This is a genomic window from Proteus hauseri ATCC 700826 (genome assembly GCF_001654965.1).
In the GTDB taxonomy this organism is placed as follows: Bacteria; Pseudomonadota; Gammaproteobacteria; order Enterobacterales; family Enterobacteriaceae; genus Proteus; species Proteus hauseri.
The window spans coordinates 40,442-60,242 of record NZ_LXEV01000033.1 but is presented as its reverse complement, the minus strand read 5'-3'; the positions used below and the strand labels follow the sequence as shown (position 1 = coordinate 60,242).

General features: G+C 38.4%; 15 protein-coding genes and 3 tRNA genes. 9 read left to right on the top strand and 9 right to left on the bottom strand.

Annotated features, from left to right (window positions below):
• Together recB and recD are read left to right on the top strand one after the other, a co-directional pair.
• Window positions 1-3,294 (top strand): exodeoxyribonuclease V subunit beta (gene recB, locus M997_RS15410; protein ID WP_064720998.1); only part of this gene is annotated, 3,294 nt, incomplete at its 5' end.
• Complete coding sequence (gene recD / locus M997_RS15405; protein ID WP_064720993.1) at window positions 3,291-5,204, top strand: exodeoxyribonuclease V subunit alpha; 1,914 nt, start codon at window positions 3,291-3,293, stop codon at window positions 5,202-5,204. The genes recB and recD, both read left to right, overlap by 4 nt.
• 83 nt (window positions 5,205-5,287) lie before the next feature.
• On the opposite strand, the gene argA is transcribed toward recD, so the two are convergent.
• The gene (argA, locus tag M997_RS15400) at window positions 5,288-6,622 is read right to left on the bottom strand and encodes an amino-acid N-acetyltransferase (RefSeq protein ID WP_064720992.1); all 1,335 of its coding nucleotides are present in this window, start codon (window positions 6,620-6,622) and stop codon (window positions 5,288-5,290) included.
• Window positions 6,623-6,863: 241 nt separating this feature from the next.
• On the opposite strand from argA, the gene amiC reads away from it, so the two are divergent.
• The gene (amiC, locus tag M997_RS15395; protein ID WP_064720991.1) at window positions 6,864-8,126 is read left to right on the top strand and encodes an N-acetylmuramoyl-L-alanine amidase AmiC; all 1,263 of its coding nucleotides are present in this window, start codon (window positions 6,864-6,866) and stop codon (window positions 8,124-8,126) included.
• A gap of 226 nt (window positions 8,127-8,352) precedes the next feature.
• Here amiC and M997_RS15390 read toward each other — a convergent pair.
• The 3 genes from M997_RS15390 to M997_RS15380 all read right to left on the bottom strand — a co-directional run bounded on the left by M997_RS15390 (window position 8,353) and on the right by M997_RS15380 (window position 8,650).
• Window positions 8,353-8,429, bottom strand: a tRNA-Met gene (locus M997_RS15390).
• Between the two features lie 23 nt (window positions 8,430-8,452).
• Window positions 8,453-8,529 (bottom strand) — tRNA-Met (locus M997_RS15385).
• Window positions 8,530-8,573: 44 nt separating this feature from the next.
• Window positions 8,574-8,650, bottom strand: a tRNA-Met gene (locus M997_RS15380).
• Between the two features lie 258 nt (window positions 8,651-8,908).
• Between M997_RS15380 and mltA the strand changes: the two genes are divergently transcribed.
• Entirely contained in the window at window positions 8,909-10,003 is a 1,095-nt protein-coding gene (mltA, locus tag M997_RS15375; protein ID WP_064720990.1) for a murein transglycosylase A, read from the top strand.
• Window positions 10,004-10,113: 110 nt separating this feature from the next.
• On the top strand, window positions 10,114-10,962 hold the full coding sequence (gene tcdA / locus M997_RS15370; protein WP_064720997.1) for a tRNA cyclic N6-threonylcarbamoyladenosine(37) synthase TcdA: 849 nt from the start codon (window positions 10,114-10,116) through the stop codon (window positions 10,960-10,962).
• Window positions 10,963-11,043: 81 nt separating this feature from the next.
• Here tcdA and csdE read toward each other — a convergent pair whose 3' ends face one another.
• Together csdE and csdA are read right to left on the bottom strand one after the other, a co-directional pair.
• Window positions 11,044-11,496 (bottom strand): cysteine desulfurase sulfur acceptor subunit CsdE, encoded by a 453-nt coding sequence (csdE, locus tag M997_RS15365; protein WP_064720996.1) that lies wholly within the window; start codon window positions 11,494-11,496, stop codon window positions 11,044-11,046.
• 7 nt (window positions 11,497-11,503) lie between these two features.
• The gene (csdA, locus tag M997_RS15360; protein WP_064720989.1) at window positions 11,504-12,712 is read right to left on the bottom strand and encodes a cysteine desulfurase CsdA; all 1,209 of its coding nucleotides are present in this window, start codon (window positions 12,710-12,712) and stop codon (window positions 11,504-11,506) included.
• A 657-nt stretch (window positions 12,713-13,369) separates the two neighbouring features.
• Between csdA and M997_RS15355 the strand changes: the two genes are divergently transcribed.
• Genes M997_RS15355 through rlmM form a run of 3 tightly spaced genes read left to right on the top strand, consistent with a single transcriptional unit; the run spans window position 13,370 to window position 15,820 of the window.
• On the top strand, window positions 13,370-14,290 hold the full coding sequence (locus M997_RS15355; protein WP_064720988.1) for a transcriptional regulator GcvA: 921 nt from the start codon (window positions 13,370-13,372) through the stop codon (window positions 14,288-14,290).
• A 44-nt stretch (window positions 14,291-14,334) separates the two neighbouring features.
• Window positions 14,335-14,730: a DUF423 domain-containing protein gene (locus tag M997_RS15350; RefSeq protein WP_064720987.1), complete on the top strand. Its 396-nt coding sequence runs from the start codon at window positions 14,335-14,337 to the stop codon at window positions 14,728-14,730.
• Window positions 14,723-15,820, top strand: a complete 1,098-nt coding sequence (gene rlmM / locus M997_RS15345; RefSeq protein WP_064720986.1) for a 23S rRNA (cytidine(2498)-2'-O)-methyltransferase RlmM — start codon at window positions 14,723-14,725, stop codon at window positions 15,818-15,820. Before M997_RS15350 ends, rlmM begins: the two co-directional genes overlap by 8 nt.
• Window positions 15,821-15,966: 146 nt before the next feature.
• Here the strand turns inward: rlmM and xni are convergent, their stop codons facing one another.
• The 3 genes from xni to queF all read right to left on the bottom strand — a co-directional run bounded on the left by xni (window position 15,967) and on the right by queF (window position 19,028).
• Window positions 15,967-16,716 (bottom strand): flap endonuclease Xni, encoded by a 750-nt coding sequence (gene xni, locus M997_RS15340; RefSeq protein WP_064720985.1) that lies wholly within the window; start codon window positions 16,714-16,716, stop codon window positions 15,967-15,969.
• Window positions 16,717-16,722: 6 nt separating this feature from the next.
• Complete coding sequence (gene ppnN / locus M997_RS15335; protein ID WP_064720984.1) at window positions 16,723-18,090, bottom strand: nucleotide 5'-monophosphate nucleosidase PpnN; 1,368 nt, start codon at window positions 18,088-18,090, stop codon at window positions 16,723-16,725.
• Window positions 18,091-18,182: 92 nt separating this feature from the next.
• The gene (gene queF / locus M997_RS15330) at window positions 18,183-19,028 is read right to left on the bottom strand and encodes an NADPH-dependent 7-cyano-7-deazaguanine reductase QueF (protein WP_064720983.1); all 846 of its coding nucleotides are present in this window, start codon (window positions 19,026-19,028) and stop codon (window positions 18,183-18,185) included.
• Between the two features lie 154 nt (window positions 19,029-19,182).
• Between queF and syd the strand changes: the two genes are divergently transcribed.
• A complete protein-coding gene (gene syd / locus M997_RS15325; RefSeq protein ID WP_064720982.1) occupies window positions 19,183-19,734 on the top strand; it encodes a SecY-interacting protein in 552 nt (183 codons plus the stop codon).
• Window positions 19,735-19,801 lie beyond the last annotated feature (67 nt).

The window sequence follows — 19,801 nt, the reverse complement described above, 5'->3', positions numbered from 1 at the left end:
AAAGAATTGGCAGCACAATGGCTGTTAGAAGCTGAGCGGCAAATGGATGAAGCCGCTATTTACACAATTCATGGTTTTTGCCAGCGAATGCTGGCGAATAATGCGTTTGAATCAGGAGTGCTGTTTGAACAAGTACTGATTCAAGATGAATATGAGCTAAAAAAACGTGTCTGTGCTGATTTTTGGCGTCGTCATTGTTATCCACTTTCTTATGAAGTTGCTAGTGCAGTTAATGAAATTTGGACGGGTCCTGAGCAACTACTTTATGAAATTCAGCCTTATTTGCAAGGTGAAATTCCTGAGATACAAGGTGTTGCATTAGATACTGAACAGGAATCGGTTGAACAGCGACATCAAACTGTTATCAATGCCATCAATAAAGTCAAAGAGCGCTGGCGTGAGCATCATCATGAGGTTGAATCATGGATATCAGCTTCTGGTGTTGATAAACGCAGCTATAGTAGCCGTAATCTCCCTAAATGGATTGAGGAGATAACAATATGGGCATCAATAGTTGAAACCAACAGTTACCTTTTGCCTGATTGTTTAGTCCGTTTTTCTCAACAAACATTGAATGAAAAGGCGTCAAAAGGGCCAGCACCCGAGCATATTCTTTTTACTGAAATCGAAGTGCTTTGCAAACAGAGTTTAACGTTGCGTGATGTTATTTTGGCAAATGCTATTCCTGAAATTCGCCAAGGTATTGAAAACGAAAAAATACGCCGTGGCGAGATGGGATTTGATGATTTGCTTACTCGTTTAGATAAAGCATTAAGGCGAGAAGGCGGTGATCTTCTTGCTCAAGCAATTCGTCAACGTTACCCCGTAGCGATGATCGATGAATTCCAAGATACTGACCCTCAACAATATCGAATATTTAACGCTATTTATCATGACTATGAAGATAGTGGTTTATTGTTTATCGGTGATCCTAAACAGGCCATTTATGCATTTCGTGGCGCAGATATTTTTACCTATATTCAAGCCAGACAACAGACTTCACATCACTATACTCTTAACACTAACTGGCGTTCAGCGCCGGGGATGGTAAGTGCTGTTAATAAGCTATTTTCTCGTTCAAATGCTCCTTTCTTATTTACTCATATTCCTTTTATCGAAGTCAGTTCCGCTGAAAAAAATCAGAATATGGCGTTTGTTTATCACAATAAACCTGTAGCTCCTTTTAATTTTTGGCTGGTTGATGGCGATAGCATTTCAACAGGAAATTATGAACAAGTAATGGCAACACAATGCGCTGTGCAAATTCGTGATTGGTTATCTGCTGGCGCACAGGATCAAGCTTGTTTAGTTCGCCATGGTAAAAAGATATCCGTTACCTCTTCAGATATTATGGTGTTAGTGCGTAGCCGTAGAGAGGCTTTATTAATTCGTGATGCGCTTAATCTTTTATCTATTCAGTCTGTTTTCTTATCCAATCGTGAAAGTGTTTTTGAGACGAATGAAGCAAAAGACTTGCTTTGGTTATTACAAGCTGTCGTCACTCCAGAAAAAGAGCGTGTATTAAGAGCCTCTTTAGCGAGCGCCTTATTTGGGTTTAGTGCTAAACAAATTGATGAGCTTAACCTTGATGAGCAGCGCTGGAACCGTTATGTCGAGCAATTTGCCGACTATTTTCTATTATGGCAAAAACGCGGCGTGCTACCGATGTTACGCAAGGTTATGATAGATAATCATATTGCTGAAAACTTACTAGCGAGTGTGGATGGCGAGCGACGTTTAACCGATATCATGCATATTGGTGAATTATTACAAGAAACGGCCTTATTGCTTGATAGTGAACATGGTCTTATCCGTTGGTTGGCACAGCAAATTTCTCATCCAGATGCTCAGTCTGAAAGTCAGCAAATGCGATTGGAAAGTGATCGTAATCTTGTCCGGATTTGTACTATTCATAAATCGAAAGGGCTTGAGTATCCTATTGTTTGTCTGCCTTTTGCTTGTAATTATCAAGAGCAAAAAGGCGCGCTGTATCACGACAGAGAAAAATTTCACGCAAAACTAGATATTTTTAATCAACCTGAAAGTTTACGTTTAGCCGATGAAGAACGGCTTGCTGAAGATTTACGGTTGCTCTATGTAGCATTAACACGCTCTGAGTTTTGTTGTTATGTCGGTGTTGCTCCTTTAGTGAAAGGAAATAGACGTAAATCAGGATTAACAGACCTTCATAAAAATGCTTTAGGGTATCTGCTACAGCATGGTAAAGAAGGTGATAGTGAACTATTACATCAATCTATTAATGAATTATTAGATGACAATATTAAAGTGACAACACTGGAAGATGTTTCTCTGCATCGCTACCAACCAATACTTTTACCAGAAGTAAAATTAGAAGCAGCAGTGTTTAAACGTAAGATACAAGATAACTGGCGTATAACCAGTTACTCCGGCTTAACTTATCAACATTCAAATCGAGGTTTTCAATATGAAAATGGTGATATTGAAGCATTAGTACAATCTATTGCCCCTGGGTTAGATACAGACGCTAAAGGTGAAAAAGCCGTAGGTGAGACTCAAGCAACTTCTATCCACCATTTTCCTCGAGGTGCTGTTGCTGGTACATTTTTGCATGAATTACTTGAAGTACTTGATTTTTCTCAACCTATTGATGAAGTATGGATGCAAGAGCAATTATCAGCTCAAGGTTTTGATCAAAAATGGGCGGCGTTATTGGTGGAATGGATGGAAACACTGTTTCATACCCCGTTAAATGCTCAAGGATTATGCCTAGCAGATATTCCACAAAATCAGCAGCTTGATGAGTTGCAGTTTTATATTCCTATTGAAAAAGAAATGTCAGCAGCGAAATTAACCACGCTAATTAATCGCTATGATCCGTTATCAGCTCAATGTTCTGCACTTCAGTTTCAACAAGTGCAAGGGATGTTAAAAGGATTTATCGATTTAGTCTTTTTATGGGAAGGGAAATATTATGTAGTTGATTATAAATCGAATTGGTTAGGTGAATCGAGTGAAGATTACACTCAAGAAGCTATGGCAAATGCGATGATGGATCATCGCTACGATTTACAATATCAGCTTTATACATTGGCGTTACACCGCTTTTTGCAGCAACGCATCCCCGATTATGACTATAAGCGACATTTCGGGGGGATTTATTATCTATTTTTACGTGGTATTGATGCAAAACATCCCGGAAATGGGGTTTATGCATTTTTACCGAAAGAGGACTTTGTACTCGCGCTGGATGCCTTATTTAAAGGTGAAGATATAACAAGTAATAGTGAAACCACGAGTGAGAAAAAAGTATGATTAAATTATTAAAGCAAGCTATCACTCAAAATCTATTACGCCCGTTAGATGTTCGTTTTGCTCAAATGCTAGTGGAAGATAACAACCCGATTTTATTGTTTGTTTTTGCTTATTTAAGTGCTCAAACCGGCGCGGGACATGTCTGTTTACCTTTAAGTATTTTACAGCAAGATAGATTATTTGATGGACGACAACCTGAGTTATCACAAGCTATCTGGCATGAAATGGGAATATCTTCATCACAGCAGTTGATAGATAAATTAACAAACAGTGGTTGTGTTAGTGATGGTAAAAATAGTTCAGCTCCGATTATTTTAGATAACGAATTGCTTTATCTACAAAGAATGTGGAGTTACGAAGAACGCGTTGCTAACTTTTTTAGAACAGAGCACCCAAAAGTTGATTTTGATAACCAAAAGCTGATGGATGTTTTAAATAAATTATTCCCAACATCTAATCAGACTACAGAAACTAATTGGCAAAAGGTGGCTGCATCGGTTGCTATTACTAGTCCTATCTCAGTTATTTCAGGGGGGCCAGGAACAGGAAAAACAACAACGGTTGCAAAAATTCTTGCTGCTTTTGTTATGTTAACGGCTCAAGAAAAACCCATTATTCAACTTGCAGCGCCGACAGGAAAAGCAGCCGCTCGATTGACCGAATCATTAGGTAAAGCCTTGGCTCAGCTTTCTTTAAACGATGAAGAAACAAAATGGATGCCAGAGCAAGCTCAAACTATTCACCGTTTGCTTGGCGCTCAGCCTGAAAGTCAGCAAGTACGTTATCATCGAGACAACCCGTTACAGTTAGATATTTTAGTCGTCGATGAAGCCTCTATGGTGGATTTACCAATGATGGCAAAATTAATTGATGCACTTCCCTCTCAATGTCATGTGATTTTTTTAGGCGATAAAGATCAGCTGGCCTCTGTAGAGGCTGGCGCTGTGCTTGGTGATATTTGTCGTTTTGCGGATGATGGTTTTAGTCAGCATCGATTTGAACAAATCAATATGTTAACGCAAGGCGAATTAAATAAATCAATACCACCAATTCCTGTTTCCCAAACGCCAATTGCTGTGGTGAGTGATTCTCTTTGCTTACTACGTAAAAGTTATCGCTTTGGCTCTGATTCAGGTATTGGCCAGTTGGCCTTTGCTGTTAATAAAGGGCAAACCCAAACAGCTATAAAGCTACTTAATACAGCTAAAGTATTATCGGCAAAAAATGAATCTGATTGTGCTTTTGAAGTAAAAGACGTTGATTTTATCCCTTTAGATTCTGACGATAACTATGGACGAATGTTACAAGATGCGGCAAGTGCATATCATCACTATTTGTTATTGGTATCAAAAGATGCATCACCAGATGTTATTCTTAATGCTTTTAACCAGTTCCGTCTATTATGCGCATTAAGAGAAGGGCCTTTTGGCGTGACAGGATTAAATGAACGCATTGAGATGTTATTGCATCGCCAGCGTTTGATCCGTCGTCCTTCAAGCATTTATCAGCGAGAATATATTGGGCGTCCGATAATGATCCAACGAAATGACAGTACGTTAGGATTATTTAATGGTGATATAGGGATCATGTTGAATAACGAGGAAGGCGAAATGAAAGCATTTTTTCAATTGCCAGATGGTAAGTTAAAAGCAATTCAACCAAGTCGATTACCTCAACATGAAACAGCCTATGTAATGACTGTTCATAAATCACAAGGTTCGGAATTTGCACATACCGCATTGGTTTTGCCCAATCAGTTTTCACCTGTGGTCAGCCGCGAATTACTTTATACCGCATTGACGCGAGCAAAACAGAAATTATCGCTTTATGCTTCTGAATATATGGTGAAAATGGCAATTCAAACAAGAATTCAACGTCGTAGCGGGTTGGTTGATAAACTGCGTTATTAAATTTATCAAGATAACAAATATGAAAAAGACAGGTATTGAGAGGGATACCTGTCTTTTTCATTGTGAATGACTAAAAAGTAAAATTACTCTTTGTGTAAATCTAAAATCAATATCTTAGAACGGCGTTGATAGTTGTATAGCGCTTGTTTTTCTATTGGTAGTTTATCAATTTCAGCCGGTTCAAATCCTTTTTCCTGAAACCAGTGAATGCTGCGGGTTGTTAAAACAAATAATTTTTCTAAACCTATCTGTTTGGCATGAGCTGAAATACGTTGTAGTAAAGCTTCACCACGACAAGAGCTACGATAATCAGGATGAACAGCTACACAAGCCATTTCACCAATTTTTTCGGATTGATAAGGATAGAGTGCAGCACAGGCTATTGTAAGGTTATCGCGCTCAATTATCGTAAATTGGTCAATTTCAATTTCGAGCTGTTCTCTTGAACGGCGAACCAGAATACCTTGTTGTTCTAAAGGACGAATAAGTTCAAGGATGCCCCCAATATCATTAATATTGGCTCTACGCACTTTTTCTGCGCTTTCCATGACAATTTGGGTACCAATACCGTCACGAGAGAACAGTTCTTGAATTAATGCACCATTAGATTGATAACTTAACAGGTGGCTACGTTCTACACCTCGACGACAGGCTTTTACCGCACCTCGTAAAAATCTCACTGTGCCTGAGTGATAATCGCCTTCAGTTTGTAGTTCGCGAATTTTATCCTCGGCTTGATTAGGTAAAAGCTCAGAAAGAATATAGCCATTTTCATCCACAACACCTTGAAAAGAACAAAAGCCAATAAGTTTTTGTGCTTTTAGTTTGATGGCTAACTGAGTGGCGACCTCTTCGGAAGTTAAATTAAAACTTTCCCCTGTAACAGAAACTGCAACAGGACCAATTAATACAATAGCATTGCTATTTAATTGGCGATGAATAGCTTCTTCATCGATACGACGAATTTTACCGCTATGGCAATAATCAACACCATCATCAACACCTAAAGGTTGGGCAATAACAAAATTACCACTAACAACATTAATATGTGCACCTTGTAGTGGGGTGTTGCTTAAGCTCATTGACAAACGAGCAGTGATATCGAGTTGTAATGTACCTGCTGCTTGTTTTACGATCTCAAGTGTTTTGCTGTCGGTTATTCGAGTGTATTTATGATAAAGCGGTGCATATTTTTGCGCTTCAAGTGCGGAATCAATTTGTGGCCTTGCACCATACACAACAACAAGGCGAATGCCTAAACTATGTAATAACCCAATATCATTTATGATCGATGGGAAATTTTCGTGAGCGATTGCTTCACCACCTAACATAATGACAAAGGTTTTGCCTCTATGTGCATTAATATACGGAACCGAGTGGCGGAATCCATCGACCAGTTCGGTGCTGCGCTCTTTCATAAAACCCTCTCAAGTGAATTTTTATTCGCATTTATTGTATTTTTATTCTTTTTGGAGAGGAATGGCAAGTAAAATCCTATCTTATTGTTTTAGCCGAAGGCAGAATATTTGTGTAAATGTGTGTATTTGTGCTGTTTTTAAGTGACAGTGATGAGTGGATTGGGTAAAGTTTTTCGTTCGCAGTCTATTTTATCTCTCTTTCAGTATTTATTGGCGTTAATTGTTTTGTGGAATATTTTCAATGAGTCATTCAGAGCATAATCAAACGCGTCGTCGTCTTATTAAAGGAATTGGCGCGTTACTATTATTAAGTGTCAGTCCTGTTGGTTTAGCCGCATCTGCATCTGTTGTTGCAGTAAGGGTTTGGCCTGCCTCGACTTATACTCGTGTGACAATAGAATCGAGTACTCCATTAAAATATCGTCAGTTTGCACTGTCAAATCCTGAGCGAGTTGTGGTGGACTTAGAAGGTGTTCAGCTTAATAGCGTTTTAAAAGGGGCTGCTAACCAAGTTCAAACGAGTGACCCTTATTTAAAACTTATGCGTGTTGGTCAAAATACGCCAAAAACAGTTCGACTGGTATTTGAAGTGAAAACTCCGGTTCAGCCACAAATGTTTACTTTAAAACCTGTTGCTGAATTTAGAAATCGTTTGGTGCTAGATTTTTATCCAAGTAATGGCGCTTCAGAGATAGAAGATGATCCGTTATTAGCACTGTTGCGTGAGTATAACGATGGTGATTTACAACAAGCTGTACCAGCCCAAACGGATACGCGTAAACCCGGTAGAGCTGGGCGCGATAGACCTATTATTATCATGATCGATCCGGGGCATGGTGGTGAAGACCCAGGAGCTATTGGCAAATATAAAACTCGTGAAAAAGATGTGGTGTTGCAGATTGCTCGCCGCTTAAGAACGCTTATCGATAAAGATGCGAAAATGAAAGCGTATATGACTCGTAATGAAGATGTGTTTATTCCATTAACCGTTCGAGTTGCTAAAGCGAGAAAAATGCAGGCAGATCTTTTTGTTTCTATTCATGCGGATGCTTTTACTAATCGTTCTGCAAGAGGCTCATCTGTTTTTGCATTATCCAAAAATGGTGCAACAAGTAATACGGCGCGTTATCTTGCCCAAACTCAGAATGAGGCTGACTTAATCGGTGGGGTGAGTAAAAGTGGTGACCGTTATGTAGACCATGCCATGCTTGATCTTGTGCAAACAGCAACGATTAATGACAGCCTGAAATTTGGTAGTGAAGTACTCAAGTTACTTGGTGGCATTAATAAGCTTCATAAAAACAAAGTAGACCAAGCTGGATTTGCGGTATTAAAGGCGCCAGAAATCCCCTCTATCCTGGTAGAAACTGCATTTATTAGTAATATTGAAGAAGAGAAAAAGCTAAAAACGGCTAAATTCCAACAACAAATGGCTGAATCTATTTTTAAAGGGATTAAAGCGTATTTTGCTAATGGTGGTGAGTTAACTTTAGCGGATCGCTAATTAGTATTTATCATCAAGATTAATATCGACAGTAGAAAGTGTACTCTGCGCTTTTTACTGTTCGCTTTATCGACACTATTGGTTTTATTTCTAAGATAGAGTGGGGGAATAGTAGATATTAATCAATGACGATCATAAAGATAACCAAGCAATGCTTTAGTTTTAGAATTTTTTGAGAAGTAGTTAAAAATTGAATATTTGAAGAGAAGAAAATCTTTAGAAGAATTGGTTGCGGGAGCTGGATTTGAACCAACGACCTTCGGGTTATGAGCCCGACGAGCTACCATACTGCTCCATCCCGCGACTGAATTATTGTTTATAGAAATTGGTTGCGGGAGCTGGATTTGAACCAACGACCTTCGGGTTATGAGCCCGACGAGCTACCATGCTGCTCCATCCCGCGACTGATTACTATAAAACTTTTACTGCCTTTACTGCTTTGTGAATTGGTTGCGGGGGCCAGATTTGAACTGACGACCTTCGGGTTATGAGCCCGACGAGCTACCATGCTGCTCCACCCCGCGTCTCCACAGAGGGGCACTATACTCAGGATCTGCTGAGTTGCAAGTTTTTTATGAAATTTTTATAGTTTTCTTTTAAAAACGGTCAGAAATAATACATCAAGATGTAAAATTAGCCAGTTATACTTATTGGGCTAGCTTAATTTGTCTTGGTAATAGGAAAAATTTCTCAAGTGATTGTGTATCCATATCTTTATTGATTTGGCTTTGGTATCTTTCTAACCTTAAAATACAAATTTTAGTAATTAGCGGGCATATAAAATGTTTACTTGGCGCAAATCATTAATCCTAGGCATGTTTATGTTTGCCTTGACGGGATGTCATCGTCCAACAGATTTAGGACAGCAATATAAAGATGGAAAACTTAAACAAGATCTTATTGAAGTAAATACGCCAAATACACAAGGTACTCCTATTAATGGGCCTGATTATCTTCAGCAAGTGAATCAGATAAATCAAACCTCATCCCGTTTATACAACAGTAATAAAGAAACGTTTCAAGCAATAGAAAATTGGTTGCGTTCTGGTGCAGATACCCGTCAACTACGCCAATTTAATTTATCGGCTTTCCAAATGGAAGGTGTTGATAATTACGGAAACGTTCAATTTACGGGTTATTACACCCCGGTACTTGAAGCTCGCTTAACTCAACAAGGTGATTTTAAATACCCTATTTATAAAATGCCGGCTAATAGTCGTTCTAAATTGCCTTCTCGTGCGGCGATTTATAATGGTGCATTAAGCCAGTCACTAATTGCTGCTTATAGTAACTCGATCATGGATAATTTTATGATGGAAGTTCAAGGGAGTGGTTATGTCGATTTTGGTGATGGTAAACCATTAACTTTCTTTGGTTATGCGGGTAAAAATGGGCATCCTTACCGCAGCATTGGCAAGGTATTAATAGATAACGGTGAAGTCGATAGAAAAGATATGTCGATGCTGGCTATTCGCGAATGGGCAGATAAACACAACGATGTTGAAGTCAGAAAATTATTAGAAGAAAATCCTTCTTTTGTTTTCTTCAAGCCAGAACCATTTACGCCAGTTCGTGGTGCAAGTGCTATTCCTTTAATTGCAAAAGCCTCTGTGGCATCAGATAGAAGCATAATCCCACCAGGCACGGTATTACTTGCAGAAATTCCTGTGCTGGATAATACGGGAAAATTTACGGGTGAATACCAAATGCGTTTAATGGTGGCATTAGATGTGGGTGGCGCGATAAAAGGACATCACTTTGATATTTACCATGGTATTGGCAAAGAGGCTGGACAAATGGCTGGGTTTTATAATCATTACGGCCGTGTATGGGTGCTTAAAAAATCACAACTTAGTTTACTGAATCCTGCTCAATAAATACGATTTACTATCCAACTCACTACTATTAACGGTAAAATCATTGAAACGATATGGCTATTATTAACAATAGCCATGATTACCTCTGTTATTTAGGTTGTTATAGCATTATGCAAAATTCATTATCAGACTCTTATTTACAACGTTTTTCTGGCATCGGGCGGCTTTATGGACAGCAAGCGCTCTCTTACTTTTCCCAAGCTCATATCTGTGTTGTAGGTATTGGTGGTGTAGGAAGTTGGGCGGCAGAAGCGTTAGCGCGTAGTGGTATTGGCGCAATAACATTGATTGATATGGATGATGTATGTGTAACGAATACAAATAGGCAGATCCACGCTTTAAAACAGAGCGTAGGGCAACCTAAATGTGACGTCATGAAACAGCGTATTCTTGAGATCAATCCTGAATGTAAAGTCACGAGCGTTGATGATTTTGTTTCTGTTGATAATGTGGCTGAAATGATGAATAAAGAGTTTGATTATGTTATTGATGCTATTGATAGTATTCGCCCCAAAGCTGCGTTATTAGCTTATTGTCGCCGTTATAAAATTCCAGTAATTACCACGGGGGGGGCTGGTGGACAAATTGACCCGATGCAAATCCAAGTGGTTGATTTAGCAAAAACTATTCAAGATCCATTAGCAGCTAAGCTACGAGAACGCCTGAAATCAGATTTTAATGTGGTTAAAAATAGCAAAGGTAAATTGGGAATTGATTGTGTATTTTCAACTGAGCAACTTGTTTATCCTCAGCCCGATGGCACAGTATGTGCGGCTAAAAGTACGGCGGATGGGGTAAAACGAATGGATTGTTCGGCAGGATTTGGCGCAGTAACAATGGTAACGGCATCGTTCGGTTTTATTGCTGTATCTCACGCATTAAAGAAAATGCTAGCAAAGGCTCAACGTACTCGTCATATTTCAAGTTGTAGCGTTGTTGACAGCGTTCATTCGCACTAGTCACATACTGTGTATGCTCCTAGCGACTCATTCACTGGTCGCCTAGCTACACCTTGAATTATTTAGAGTATAAAATTAAGGTCAAGATTGAGAGGTGAGTGATTTCAATCGTGCGATAATCGCATTCACTCCGTCAGTGCGAGATTGGCTAATTTGATTAGCCAATCCTAATTGATCAAAAATCGCCAACATATCGATATCAGCTATTTCTTGCGCCGTTTTATTTTCAACTGCGGTTAAAATAATCGTCAATAAGCCTTTTACAATGCGTCCATCACTATCGCCATAAACGTGATATTTATCATTTGCTTTTAATTCAACACCCAGCCAAACACGATTCTCACAACCTTTGATCTCTTTTTCTGTTGTTTTTAATTCATCTGGTAGCGCTGGTAATTTGCGTGAGAGTTGAATTAGTAGGCGATATTTATCTTCCCATGCTTTTGATTTTTGAAAATCAATTAATAATGAATCTAAGGTGATTTCATCACCAAAAGGGTGAATTGTTGCTGGGTTTTGTGTGTTGTCACTCATTTTATTATTATTCATCTTTTAATAGTGTTAGAGCGAAATCAACAGCATCAATAAATGCATCGATATCTGCTGGCTGATTATAGGGCATAAAAGAGATGCGTAAACAGCCCGTTATATTTAAGGCATCTATAAGAGGTTGTGCACAATGTTGGCCTGTTCGTAACGCAATACCTTTTTCAGCAATTAATGTTGCTAAATCGCTATGGTGAATACCTGCAAAATTAAAAGAAATAACTGGTGAATGAGATGCTCGATAGCTAACGAATCCATTAAATTCACTCAAACGTTTTTCAGCGTTAACGGCAAGCTCAAGAGCATATTGATTAGCTTGATGCATATTTTGCGTTTTTAGCCATGCTAAGGTTGCTGAAAAGGCGAGTACACCCGCAACATTGGGTGTTCCTGCTTCAAAACGATGCGGAATAGGTGCAGGTGTAAAACCCTCGAATGTCGCGTTAGTCAGCATTTTACCGCCACCATGCCAAGGTGACATCGCTTCTAAGTATTTGCGTTTTCCATAGCAAACACCTAAACCATTTGGTCCATAAAGTTTATGTGCTGAGAAAGTATAAAAATCAATATCTAATGCAGTAACATCTGTAGCATGGTGTGCAATACCTTGCGCGCCATCAACCACTAATAAACAGTTGTATTGGTGTACACAACGCGAAACTTTATCTAATGCAATTTGTGCGCCAGTAACGTTCGACATTTGGCTGATAGCAACAACACGGGTGCGTGCATTAAGCAAGTTTGACAATGTTTCAATTGAAGGCAAAAAATCATCTTCAATTTGCCAGCGAATAATATGAGCCCCGGTCTGCTGAGCTAATATTAGCCAAGGAATAAGATTTGCGTGGTGCTCTTGCTCGCTGACAATAATTTCATCACCAGGTTGTAAGCGAGGGCGAAAATACCCTTGAGCAATCAAATTTAGAGATTCAGTTGTTCCTTTTGTCCAAATTATGGTGTCGCTATCAGGTGTATTGATTAATTCAGCGACTAATTGGCGTGTAGATTCAAACCGTTGGGTTGTTTCTTTGGCTTGTTGATATTGGCTGCGATGAACAGTCGCTGGGCTATGGCGATAAAACATATCTGAAGCTTCTATCATTGCTAAAGGTTTTAAAGCGGTGGCTGCGCTATCAAGATAGATAGTCTTTTCTTTAATAGCTGGAAATTGTTGTCGAAATAAATCAGCAGAAAATGTGTTCATAATTAGGTCGAGTTAGTCGTCAGATAATTTTTATTGATCTGTAGTAAAAGTCTAGTGTGAAAGTTCTGGGTTAATTATATTTTTTTATAACGGAAAAGCCGCATTTATTGCTTGTAGTGTCTGATTGAACAAATGGTAACACGATATAGAAGATGAAAGATCACGCAATTGGATCTTACCAAGAGTAATTTTATATTACATATTTTTGTTTTTTTATTTTACGTAAATTGTTTTAAGGTTTTTTTTAGCACAATAACAAGAGGATCTCGCTAGATTTTGGATGAAAACGTTGAAATGAAGAGGAATAAAGAAAAGAAATAAGTGAAAATAGTGAATAAAAAAAGCACCGCCTTGGCGGTGCACTATAAAATCACTATGGACAGACAGGGTAAATGTACAGGAAGTGAAAAAAAACAGTAGCATCAGCTACCAAGTCTGGAATTTCCAGACAACTTGCAAACACAACATCACAACCACAAAGCCAAAAGTTTGAAGTATCGCTACTACACAACTTTTCGTTCCGGCTTAGGAAGTGCGCTTACTATAGGTATTTACTGGCTAATCATCAAGGGACAATTTATAATGCTTCGCATAAAAAAAACTAATGATGAATGTTAGGATCTACCAACAGCCAAAATAAGGGTTTAAGAGCCGAATATGTCTAAACGTTTACCTCCGCTAAATGCGCTTAGGGTTTTTGATTCAGCGGCGCGTCATTTAAGTTTTACTAAAGCTGCAGAAGAATTATTTGTTACTCAAGCGGCAGTCAGTCACCAAATTAAAACGCTAGAAGAATTTCTTGGGCTAAAATTATTTAGAAGGCGCAATCGTTCTCTTTTATTAACAGAAGAAGGACAGAGTTATTACCTCGATATAAAAGAGATTTTTTCATCGATTAACGAGGCAACTCGCAAATTGCTTGCTCGAAGTGCAAAAGGCGCATTAACGGTTAGCCTTTCACCAAGTTTTGCGATTCAATGGTTAGTGCCTAGATTATCTGGATTTAATCAGGCTTATCCCGGTATTGATGTGCGTATACAAGCAGTCGATAGAGAAGAAGATAAACTTGCTGATGATGTTGATGTGGCTATTTTTTATGGTCGAGGTAATTGGACAGGCTTGCGTACAGACCGACTTTATGCAGAATATTTAATTCCGGTTTGTGCACCTTCTTTGCTAACAGGTGAAAAACCACTAAAAACACCATCAGATCTGATTTATCATACACTCCTGCATGATACTTCTCGCCGAGACTGGCAAGCATATGTTCGCCAATTAGAGATACAAAATCAGATAAACGTTCAGCAAGGGCCTATTTTTAGTCATAGCTCAATGGTAATTCAGGCCGCTGTACATGGACAAGGCGTTGCATTAGTTAATAATGTAATGGCTCGTAGTGAAATTGAATCAGGTCGTTTAGTAAGACCTTTTCAGGATGTGTTAGTCAGTAAAAATGCATTTTATTTAGTTTGCCAAGATAGCCAAGCTGAACTAGGTAAAATTGCTGCTTTTCGCCAATGGATTTTATCGCAAGCTGCTACTGAACAAGAAAAACTAGGCTTATTGACAACATCTTAATATTTGCTTTGGCAAGCACACTTCTATACAGAAAGGAATGAACTGTGAATAGTCGTACATTGCTTATGTTCTCTGCTATTAGTGGTTTCTTTTATGTCGCTTTTGGTGCTTTTGCGACGCATAAATTAGCACCTCATTTATCACCCCAGCACTGGGACTATATTCAACTCGCAATGCGTTACCAAATTGTCCATACGCTGTTATTAGTCGGTATCGCCGCCATGTTGATGCGTAAAACAGTTTTATGGTTTTACTGGGCGGGCATTTTCTTTAGTGTGGGTATTTTACTTTTCAGCGGTAGTCTTTATTGTATGGCGCTGACACAAGTTAGATTATTATCTTATTTTACACCAATTGGTGGATTTAGTTTTCTTATCGGTTGGACATTAATTTTTATTGGCGCTTTGCGTCTAAGGGCACCGGCGTCTCGCCATGAATAAAGTTGCATTATATTGTCGCCAAGGTTTTGAAAAAGAGTGCGCGGCTGAGATAACCGACAAAGCAGGTCAAATTGGCGTGTATGGCTTTCCTCGTGTTAAAGAAGAAAGTGGTTATGTTATTTTTGAATGTTATCAAGAAGGTGATGCAGATAAGATCGCACGCCAAGTAAATTTCCGTGAATTAATTTTTGCTCGTCAAATGTTTGTAACGGGCGAATTATTAAAAAATTTACCACCTGAAGATAGAATCACGCCTATTGTTGGCATGTTACATAGTGGTGCTGAAAAAGCGGGTGAATTGCGCGTTGAAGTTGCTGACACTAATGAAAGCAAAGAATTATTAAAATTCTGTCGTAAATTTACGGTTCCGCTGCGTAGTCAGTTACGTAATGAGAAAATTTTATTAAAAGTAGAGAATTTTAGCAGACCTGTTATCCATGTGTTTTTTATTGCACCGGGTTGCTGTTATGTCGGTTATTCGTATAGTTTTAATAATTCTCCATTTTATATGGGGATCCCTCGATTAAAATTTCCATCAGATGCGCCAAGCCGCTCTACGCTAAAACTTGAAGAAGCTTTTCATATTTTTATTCCTTATGAAGAGTGGGAAGAACGTTTAGCGAGTGGAATGAGAGCGGTTGATCTAGGTGCTTGCCCCGGTGGTTGGACTTATCAGTTAGTAAAACGCAGTATGATGGTTCATGCTGTTGATAACGGCCCTATGGCACAATCTTTGATGGATACAGGGCAAGTTCGTCATCATCAAGTAGATGGCTTTAAATTTGAACCTACCTCAAAAAATAACACGTGGCTTGTTTGTGATATGGTTGAAAAGCCAGCTAAAGTAGCGGCATTGATGACAACATGGGTTGTAAATGAATGGTGCCGAGAGGCTATTTTTAATTTAAAGCTGCCAATGAAAAAACGTTATGAAGAGGTTTCTCATATTCTTGAGAAAATCAGAACAGAGCTGGCCGAGAAAGGCATTAATGCTAAAGTTCAAGCTAAACATCTTTATCATGATCGTGAAGAAATTACTGTTCACATTCAAAATATTTGGGCCGCTTATCGTCCTGAACGTGAATTTTAGTTAGAAAAAGAGTGCTGCTATTTCAATGGCTTACTGATGAATCTTTGCAAAAAAAGCTGAGTTTATAAACACTCAGCTTTTTTGTTTTGATTTATATTGGTTTAATTTTTTTACTACTTCTATTTCAGATTCTATTCAGATTTTTACTATTTTAAACGCAGTTGTTGAAGATTGCCGTTTAAGTGAATATCTGTGCGTAATGTAGTTATTTCTCGACTGATAAAAGCAGCTTCTTTATGCGCAATCAGTTTGTTTTGCCATTTTTTAGGCACATTTTCAATATTCTGATAAAGCGACTCTAGATCCGGATAAGCTTGGATCAGTTCTGTCGCACTTTTAGGTCCAATACCAGCAACACCAGAAACTTTACTGCTGCTAACTCCAGTTAGGCCCCAATAGTTTGTTAATTGAGATGGTTCAACACCAAACTCGGTGCGAATAAAATCAAGATCTAGCCAGCGACGTTGAAAATAATCACGAATACGTATAGAAGGGGAAAGCAATTGGCAATAGCCTTTATCAGTAGAAATAATGGTAACGCGATAACCTGCTTTAGCGACTTTACTCGCAAGGGTCGCAGCAACATCATCAGCTTCATCCCCACCAGAATGCCAACTTTGTATACCAAGATTAAATAACATCGCTTTGATTTCAGGTAACTGTTGATGTAAATCATCAGGCATTGGTGTACGTCCTGCTTTATATTCAGGGAGTAGCTGATGTCGCCAACTGCCATTTCTGTCATCTTCATCAAATACAGCAACAGCATGGGTTGGTTGTGTGTGACCAAGGAGTTGATTAACGCTTTGCTCACACACAGTAAGGCAAGAAGAACCTGATGCCGCATGGATACGGCGGATCAGGTTTAAAGCATCAATAATCAGCAAATGTATCATAATAAATTAGCTGATAATCTCATAACAAGGTTGGTAAGCTGTGCCACCTGGTAATTTCATACGGTGTTGCTCAACAAAACCTGCTAATAAAATATCCATACGACGCATAATATCGCTATCACCGTGGATTTTATAAGGGCCATAAGCTTCTATCGCTTTCATACCCACTTCTTTGACATTACCTGCCACAATTCCAGAGAAAGCACGACGTAAGTCAGCTGCTAATTTTTCAGGTGATTGATCAGTACTTAAGTTTAGTGATGCCATATTTTCATGAGTTGGTTCAAAAGGGTGCTGTAAATCAGCATTAATCTTCATTGACCAGTTAAAACTATAAGCATCACCAGTACTGCGGCGATTATCTTTAACCAATGGCATGTATTTTTTCATGATACGAGCCACTTCAGGGGCATCATCAATAATAATTTGGTAATGACGTCTTGCTTCATCACCTAATGTATTGGCGATAAAATCATCAAGTACGTGGAAGTAATCCGCACTTTCTTTAGGACCTGTCAAAATAAGAGGTAATACTTGATCCTGATTTTCTGGCGACATTAAAATACCGAGCAGATATAACAACTCTTCTGCAGTACCAACACCACCTGGAAAAATAATAATACCATGTCCAATACGAACGAATGATTCCAGACGTTTTTCAATATCAGGCATGATAATTAATTCATTAACTAATGGATTTGGTGGCTCAGCGGCTATGATTGAAGGCTCGGTCATACCAATAAAGCGGCTATTTCTGTAACGTTGCTGAGCATGACCCACAGCGGCACCTTTCATCGGTGCTTCCATCGCACCTGGTCCACAACCTGTACAGATATTTAACTCACGTAAACCTAATTCATTACCTACTTTTCTACCATAGAGGTATTCAGTTTCATTGATAGAGTGACCCCCCCAGCAAACAATCATATTGGGATCTTCATCAATATGCAGTGCTCTGGCATTACGCAAAATAGAGAAAATGGTATTTGTGATATGAGTGCTATTTTCTAAGTTTAAGTGAAGATCGCGTTTTGCTGTGGTTATCTGACCATGAACAAATAAAATATCACGTAGCACTGCAAATAAGTTTGCTTGCAGTGATCGAATAATTTTTCCGTCAACAAAGGCGTCTTCAGGAGGATTGACTAACTCTAGTTTGACGCCTCGTTCGCGGCGCAATACGTTAATATCAAAATCTTGGTATTTAGATAACAGTTCTTTACTACTATCAGTAAGGCTACCAGAGTTGAGTACCGCAAGAGAACAGTTGCGAAATAGCTGGTAAAGATCGCTACTTGCTGTTCTTTTTAGCATATCAACTTCTAGCTGTGAAAGCAGATCCATGGAACCTAATGGGCTGACATGAGTTATCACGTAGGACTCCTTTTTCTCCCGAAATAACAAACTGATGTGCAAACTGATCTTTGTATAACACAGATCATATTAACATACAGGCATTATTCCTGTTATTGTCTGGCTAATCGACCATTTTCTGGAACAAACTCACAATTACTCCGCCAAGGATTGATATCTAATCCGCCACGGCGTGTATATCTTGCATATACAGTTAATGTTTCTGGTGAACATAACTGCATAATATCATTAAAAATTCGCTCAACGCACTGCTCATGAAATTCGTTATGTTGCCTAAAAGAAACTAAATAACGAAGTAACTTTTCACGGTCAATTTTTTTGCCTTTATATTGGATCATGACTGATCCCCAATCTGGCTGATTAGTAATCAAGCAATTTGATTTTAACAGATGGCTAACTAACGTTTCTTCAACAAATATATCTGTTGTTGATTGGTTTAACCATTGAGTATCGAATTGATAATTATTAATTTCGATATCTTGGTTATCAATACACTCTCCCGCAAAATCAATAATAGGTTGTGATGTAAAATGCGAAAGAGGGTGAAGAGATAGGTTAACGGGGCCTTTGGCACAGGATGTTAAATCTTGACGTAATATTTTTTCAACGGCTTCCCAATTATCAAATCGAGTTTGGTTAAAACTGTTGAGATAAAGTTTAAAACTTTTTGATTCAATCAGATTTTCGCTGGTTGCATCTAATTCAACGTGCCCAATGGCAACTTGGGGTAATCCTTTGTTATTTAGCCAAGATAATTCGTAAAGCGTCCAAATATCGCCACCATGAAAAGGCAAATTTTCTGCATTTAGAGATAAAGCATCACGGTTAAGGCTGCGAGGTACACCTTGTAATAATTCTGCATTATATTGTTCGTGATATTGTGTTTCTTTGCCTAATGATAATGATGCAAGGGTTTTATCTCCCTGATATAAAGGCATAATTGGCTTCCTAACGGTCAAAAATAAAAGAGTGCTAATTATACTATTGAAACATCAATAGTATATGAATGCTTTTTTTGCTGCTCTGAATTATCGTTATTATCAGGTAACATAAGGTAATTAATTCTATTTTATCAATATAAAGCAGATAACAATGACAGAGAATATTGCTTCTAAATTAAAAAAACTGACTCAGGAATATGTCAGTTTATGGCAAGAGAAATCTGGGTTACCACCAGCAAGTCAGGATTTGTATGGTGTTCCATCTACTTGTATTACAAGAACTGGTGATGAAATCGTTTATTGGTTACCTCAGCCTTTTATAGGGATTCATAAATTAGAAAAAGTTGAAAAAGCGATGGGGATAACTATTCGCCCTGAGTTACATGATTATTTTAGTACTCAATTTGCAGGTGACATGCAGGTTCGCTTTAGAAATATTAATTTCAGTTTGATTCAAATTTGGAGCGAAGAAGATTTTATTCGCTTACAAGAAAACATAATTGGCCACCTTGTTACGCAAAAACGACTTAAACTAACACCAACTCTTTTTATTGGCACAACAGATTCAGAAAAAGATATTATTTCTGTATGTAATGTTTCTGGTGAAGTTATTCTTGAAACCTTTGGTCAAAAGAAAAAAGAAGTACTAGCAGAAAGTCTCTCTATTTTTCTATCAGAATTAACGCCTATTTTTGATGAATAATGTAATCTTTAACCTGTTTTACATGTGAGATATCTCTTACAAAATGAATATTATTTTTTGATCTAAG

Bases quoted from the DNA above. Each gene is read 5' to 3' on its own strand.
- recD (WP_064720993.1), top strand. From the start codon at position 3,291: ATGATTAAATTATTAAAGCAAGCTATCACTCAAAATCTATTACGCCCG.
- argA (WP_064720992.1), bottom strand. From the start codon at position 6,622: ATGAAAGAGCGCAGCACCGAACTGGTCGATGGATTCCGCCACTCGGTT.
- amiC (WP_064720991.1), top strand. From the start codon at position 6,864: ATGAGTCATTCAGAGCATAATCAAACGCGTCGTCGTCTTATTAAAGGA.
- mltA (WP_064720990.1), top strand. From the start codon at position 8,909: ATGTTTACTTGGCGCAAATCATTAATCCTAGGCATGTTTATGTTTGCC.
- tcdA (WP_064720997.1), top strand. From the start codon at position 10,114: ATGCAAAATTCATTATCAGACTCTTATTTACAACGTTTTTCTGGCATC.
- csdE (WP_064720996.1), bottom strand. From the start codon at position 11,496: ATGAGTGACAACACACAAAACCCAGCAACAATTCACCCTTTTGGTGAT.
- csdA (WP_064720989.1), bottom strand. From the start codon at position 12,712: ATGAACACATTTTCTGCTGATTTATTTCGACAACAATTTCCAGCTATT.
- M997_RS15355 (WP_064720988.1), top strand. From the start codon at position 13,370: ATGTCTAAACGTTTACCTCCGCTAAATGCGCTTAGGGTTTTTGATTCA.
- rlmM (WP_064720986.1), top strand. From the start codon at position 14,723: ATGAATAAAGTTGCATTATATTGTCGCCAAGGTTTTGAAAAAGAGTGC.
- xni (WP_064720985.1), bottom strand. From the start codon at position 16,716: ATGATACATTTGCTGATTATTGATGCTTTAAACCTGATCCGCCGTATC.
- queF (WP_064720983.1), bottom strand. From the start codon at position 19,028: ATGCCTTTATATCAGGGAGATAAAACCCTTGCATCATTATCATTAGGC.
- syd (WP_064720982.1), top strand. From the start codon at position 19,183: ATGACAGAGAATATTGCTTCTAAATTAAAAAAACTGACTCAGGAATAT.